This window comes from Bacillota bacterium (assembly GCA_023511835.1).
Classification (GTDB): domain Bacteria; phylum Bacillota; class Sulfobacillia; order JAIMAT01; family JAIMAT01; genus JAIMAT01.
The window spans coordinates 1-4,311 of sequence record JAIMAT010000125.1 but is presented as its reverse complement, the minus strand read 5'-3'; the positions used below and the strand labels follow the sequence as shown (position 1 = coordinate 4,311).

Below are 4,311 nucleotides of genomic sequence, written 5' to 3'. Positions count from 1 at the left end.
GGCCGGCGCCGCCTGCCAGGCGCCCACCCGCTCCAGAAAGGCCCCCACGGCCGCCTCGAAGCCCCGCCGCCGCGCCGGAGTCGCCCAGGGCTCGTTCGTCCGCCGCAGCCAGCCTCCCGTCCCCGGAAGCCAGACCTCCAGCTTCTCCAGCCCCTCCAGGCGGGCGCTCCGCCCGTCCGCCCCCCAGAGCTCCAGGCGCTCGGCGTCGGCCCCGGCGCCGCGCACCATGGCCACCGTGGCGGCCCGACCGCCCGCGCCCTCCAGCTCGGCCACCAGCCGGAGGAGGTGTCCCTGGCGGTCGCGCAGCCCGCTCGCCCGTTGCAACCGATCGGCTCCCAGCTGGACCGCCAGGTCGAGGGGGTGGACGAAGTCGTCGTAGAGGTCGTGGACGGCGTCGAAGGGGCCCGCCGCCGCGCGATGCTTGGCCGCCAGCAGCCAGACCGGCTCCGGGACGGCCTCCCGGGCGGCGGCCACCAGCGGCGCCCAGCGGCGATTATAGCCCACCGCCAGCGGAGCCCCCGAACGGCTCGCCGCCGCCACCATCGCCTCCGCCTCCTCGAGACGGTAAGCCAGCGGCTTCTCCACCCAGACGGCCACGCCCGCCTCCAGCAGCGGCACCGCCAGCGCGGCATGCGCCTCGGTGGCCACGTGGAGGAAGGCGGCGACGATCCCCTCCTGGCGCCAGCGGCGGGCCGCGGCGGCGTCCACGGGCTCCGTGCTCCAGCGCCGGAAGCCCCAGCGCCGCGCCGCCTCGGCCGTCCGCCCGGGCTCCCGGCCCCAGAGCAGCTCCCGCTCCACCCGTCCCTCCTGGAGGAGGAGCGGAAGGTAGACGCGGCGGGCGATGGAGCCGGCGCCGGCGACCAGCACCTTCCAGGCCACGCCGGAGCCTCCTCAGATCCTTCCCTCGTAGTGGCGGCGCAGCTCCTCGTTGCGCTCCCGGCCCCCCGGCACGTTGACCGAGAGGAGGACGGGCGGGCGGAGGCCGCGGCGGAGGAGAAGGCCGATCACCTCGGCGGTCAGCATCTGGGCGACGAGTGCGCCGGTCAGCGACGAGACCGAGCAGGCGCGTCCTCCGCCGGGCAGCTCCAAGAGCGCGTCCCCGAAGGGGCCGCCGTTGTCGATGACCACGTCGGCCAGCTCGAAGAGGCGCTTGCCGCCGGGGTGGCGCGACTCCACGCGGCGCGTGTGCTCCAGCGAGGTGACCGCCACCAGGGGGTAGCCGGCCTCCCGGGCGCGCAGGGCGACCTCGACCACGGCCGCGTTGACGCCCGAGTTGGAGGCGATGATGAAGGCGTCCTGCGGCTCCAGGCGCCGCATGGCGAGGAGGGCGGCGCCCGCCTCCGGATCGCGCTCCAGCTCGGGGTCGAAGACGCGCTCCGGCGGCCAGCCCGCCAGGACCAGCTGCTCCAGGCTCATCATGTCGAAGGGGATCAGCCCCCCCGCGCGGTTGGCCAGCTCCATGGCGAAGGCGCGCGAGTGGCCCGTGCCGAAGGCGTGGATCACGCCGTCGCGCTCGATCCGGTCGGCGAAGAGCTCGGCCGCCCGCCGGATCGCCTCCGCCTGGCTCTCCGCCACACGTTCCAGGAGGCGCGAGGCCTCGCGCCAGAAGAGCTCCTTGCCGAAGCGCCGCGCGCGCTCTTCATCGTCCGGCTCGCGTTCCATCGTTCCCGTCCTCCCTCTCCGCCCTCGCCAGGCTTTGCCGCAGCCGTTCGTAGGGCTCCGGGAGCCGGCCCCTCCAGCGGGCCAGGAGGTCGCGGTTGGCCTCCTCGGCGCCCGGCACGTTGGCCGAACGCAGGACGGGCGGCTCCAGCCCCCGCTCCAGCATCTGCTCCACCGCCGCCAGCACCACCGCCTGCAGCAGCCACGCCCCCACCACCGTCGAGGTGGGCGCCACGCGCAGGCCGGGCCGGACCTCCACCGCCGCGTCGCCCGGCTCCCCCAGGTTGTCGAGGACCACGTCGGCCACCTCGAAGAGGCGCCGCCCCGAAGGCGCCCGCGAGGGGACCGCGCGCGAGTGGGCCAGGGAGGTGAGGGCGATGACGGGCATCCCGCGGGCCCGGGCCCATTCGGCCGCCTCCACCGGCACCGCGTTGCGGCCCGAGTTGGAGATGACCAGGAGCACGTCGCGCTCCGGCCGGAGGCCGGCGTGCTCCAGGAGCACCGCCGCCGCGCCGGGCAACCGCTCCCAGGAGCCCGAGGCCACCGCGTCCTCGTGGAGCATCAGCGGGGCGCTCTCCAGGACGCGGACGGGCAGCAGTCCTCCGGCACGGGAGTAGAGCTCCTCCGCCAGCAGGTGCGAGTGGCCGGTGCCCAGCGTATGGAGCATCCCGCCACGCGCCATGGCCTCGGCCACCAAGCCGCCCGCCCGGGCGATGGCCCCGGCCTGGCCGGTGGCCGCCGAGCGGATCAGGGCCGCCACCCGTCCGGCGAAGGCCTCGATCCCCGCGGCCCCTCCGCCGTCAGCCGCCTCCGCGGCCATCGGCCTCACCCGCCTCCCCGCCCTCGCGCGGCCCTCCCCGGCGGGCCCCGGCCTCCCCGAAGTCGGCCAGCATCCCGGAGAGCGCCGCCACTACCCGCTCCGCCGCCCCGGCCCCGGCGGGGCTGATCAGCACCTCGTAGTCGGGCTGCCCGTAGGCCTGCCGTTCGGGCAGATAGCCCAGGTAGCCGTTGGCGTAGCCCAGCAGCAGGGTGGGCAGACCGGCGGCCCGCCGGACCGCGTCGCCCGGGCGGTGGTAGAGCTCCCCCGGCACCGTGGCCAGGCGGAGCGAGCCCCAGGCGGCGGCGTCCAGCTCCGCCTCCAGCCTCGTCGGAGCGCCGGCCACACCCATCCTCCGCGCGGCCTCCACCCCTTGCAGGGCGGTGACGAGCGTCCGCGCCTCGCCCTCTCGCCCGGCCTCGCGCGCGGCGGCCAGCCGTTCCCGCAGCCCGGCCTCCAGCTCCGCCAGCGCGGCGGGGTCGGGAGGCTCCTTGGCCGGCAGGCGGAGCCGCCGCCGGACCAGCCGGAGCGGGCCCGCCGCCAGCGGCCGGCGCCCGCCCAGCGCCTCCTCGGCCCGGGCCGCCAGCAGGTCGCCCAGCCGCTCGACTTCGCCGAAGTCCTGTGCCCGCCGTGTATGCCGCGTGCTGACGTCGCCGGCGGCGCCCGTGGCCAGCGTCACCCAGGCGTCGCCGCCCAGGCGCTCCGCCAGCCGCCGGCGGAAGGCGCCCGGCAGATCGGCGGAGAGCGCCAAGTTGGACTCGCCCAGCACCGTGGGGTGGCAGGGGAAGCTGCCGAAGACCGCCCTGTCGCCCTCCGCGTCCTCCAGCACCAGCAGGTCCAGCTCCAGCGGCCCGCCCGTCTCCGGGTGATCCCGGGGCGTCGCCACCCCTTCCACCGGCAGGCTGGCCCAGGAGGCACGCACAGGGCGCATCGCCGACAGCGCGCGCTCGGCCGCCACGAGCGTCGCCTCCGCCACCGCCTCCTCCACCCCGGGGGCCGGCTCGGCGCCGAGGAGCCGTCCCACCTCGGGGCCCGAGTGGGTGTGCGTCGCCGCCAGCCAGAGCGTCGTCCGCGGCCGCCGCCCCGCCAACCGCCGGCGGATCCGGGTCACCAGCGACCGCTCCACCGCCAGCAGGTCCGCCACCGCCAGCACCAGAGCGCTCCCCGGCGCGCCCAGCGCCAGCGCCCGCACCTGGAGCGGGTCGTGGACCGAGCGCGCCGGCTCCCGCCTTGCCGCGTAACCCCCCATGGGCAGCGGCGGCTCCAGGCGGATGACGGCCTCCGCCCAACCCGCCAGCCCTTCGCCGGAACCGCTCACAGCCCGTTCCTTCTCAGCAGCTCCAGGAAGTCGCTGGCGCGGTCGCTGGGCATCATCTTGCAGGTCAGCGTGTAGCCGAAGGCGGCGATCTTCCGGTAGATCTCCGCCTCCTCCGGGGTGACGGCGATGGAATGGGTGACCATCTTGAACCGGCTCCCCGGCGTCGGCGCCTGGTTGCCCACGTTCACCTCGCGCGGCTTCAGCCCCCCCTCCAGGAGGCGCAGCGCGTCCGAAGGAAGCTTGGCGATGACCAGCACCTTCTCGCGCTCCCCCTGCGCGCTGCGCGCGAACTCCAGCGTCTCCTCCACCGACAGGATCGACGTCGGGACGCCCCGCGCCGCCTGGGGCAGCAGCAGCTTCTGCACCGGGTCCCGGGAGACGTCGTCGTTGGTGACCACGATCCGGTCGGCACCCACGGCGCTCACCCAGCTGGTCGTCACCTGGCCGTGGATGAGCCGGTTGTCGATGCGCATGTGCACGACGGCCACGAAGGCTCCCTCCCTCGGCGCCTCTCCCG

Annotated in this window: 5 protein-coding genes; all 5 read right to left on the bottom strand. The window is 76.3% G+C overall.

Features of this window, described 5'->3' with window-relative positions:
• Positions 1-879, bottom strand: an 879-nt coding sequence (locus tag K6U79_11180; GenBank protein MCL6522915.1) for a Gfo/Idh/MocA family oxidoreductase, incomplete at its 3' end; no start/stop codon positions are given.
• Between the two features lie 12 nt (positions 880-891).
• A complete protein-coding gene (locus K6U79_11175; protein ID MCL6522914.1) occupies positions 892-1,662 on the bottom strand; it encodes an SIS domain-containing protein in 771 nt (256 codons plus the stop codon).
• Complete coding sequence (locus K6U79_11170; GenBank protein MCL6522913.1) at positions 1,640-2,479, bottom strand: SIS domain-containing protein; 840 nt, start codon at positions 2,477-2,479, stop codon at positions 1,640-1,642. The genes K6U79_11175 and K6U79_11170 overlap by 23 nt, the downstream gene beginning before the upstream one ends.
• Complete coding sequence (locus K6U79_11165; GenBank protein MCL6522912.1) at positions 2,460-3,794, bottom strand: hypothetical protein; 1,335 nt, start codon at positions 3,792-3,794, stop codon at positions 2,460-2,462. Before K6U79_11165 ends, K6U79_11170 begins: the two co-directional genes overlap by 20 nt.
• Positions 3,791-4,282 carry a PTS sugar transporter subunit IIB gene (locus K6U79_11160; protein ID MCL6522911.1) on the bottom strand — a complete coding sequence of 164 codons (492 nt, stop codon included), beginning with the start codon at positions 4,280-4,282 and terminating at the stop codon, positions 3,791-3,793. The genes K6U79_11165 and K6U79_11160 overlap by 4 nt, the downstream gene beginning before the upstream one ends.
• Positions 4,283-4,311: the final 29 nt, after the last annotated feature.

Bases quoted from the DNA above. Each gene is read 5' to 3' on its own strand.
- K6U79_11175 (MCL6522914.1), bottom strand. From the start codon at position 1,662: ATGGAACGCGAGCCGGACGATGAAGAGCGCGCGCGGCGCTTCGGCAAG.
- K6U79_11170 (MCL6522913.1), bottom strand. From the start codon at position 2,479: ATGGCCGCGGAGGCGGCTGACGGCGGAGGGGCCGCGGGGATCGAGGCC.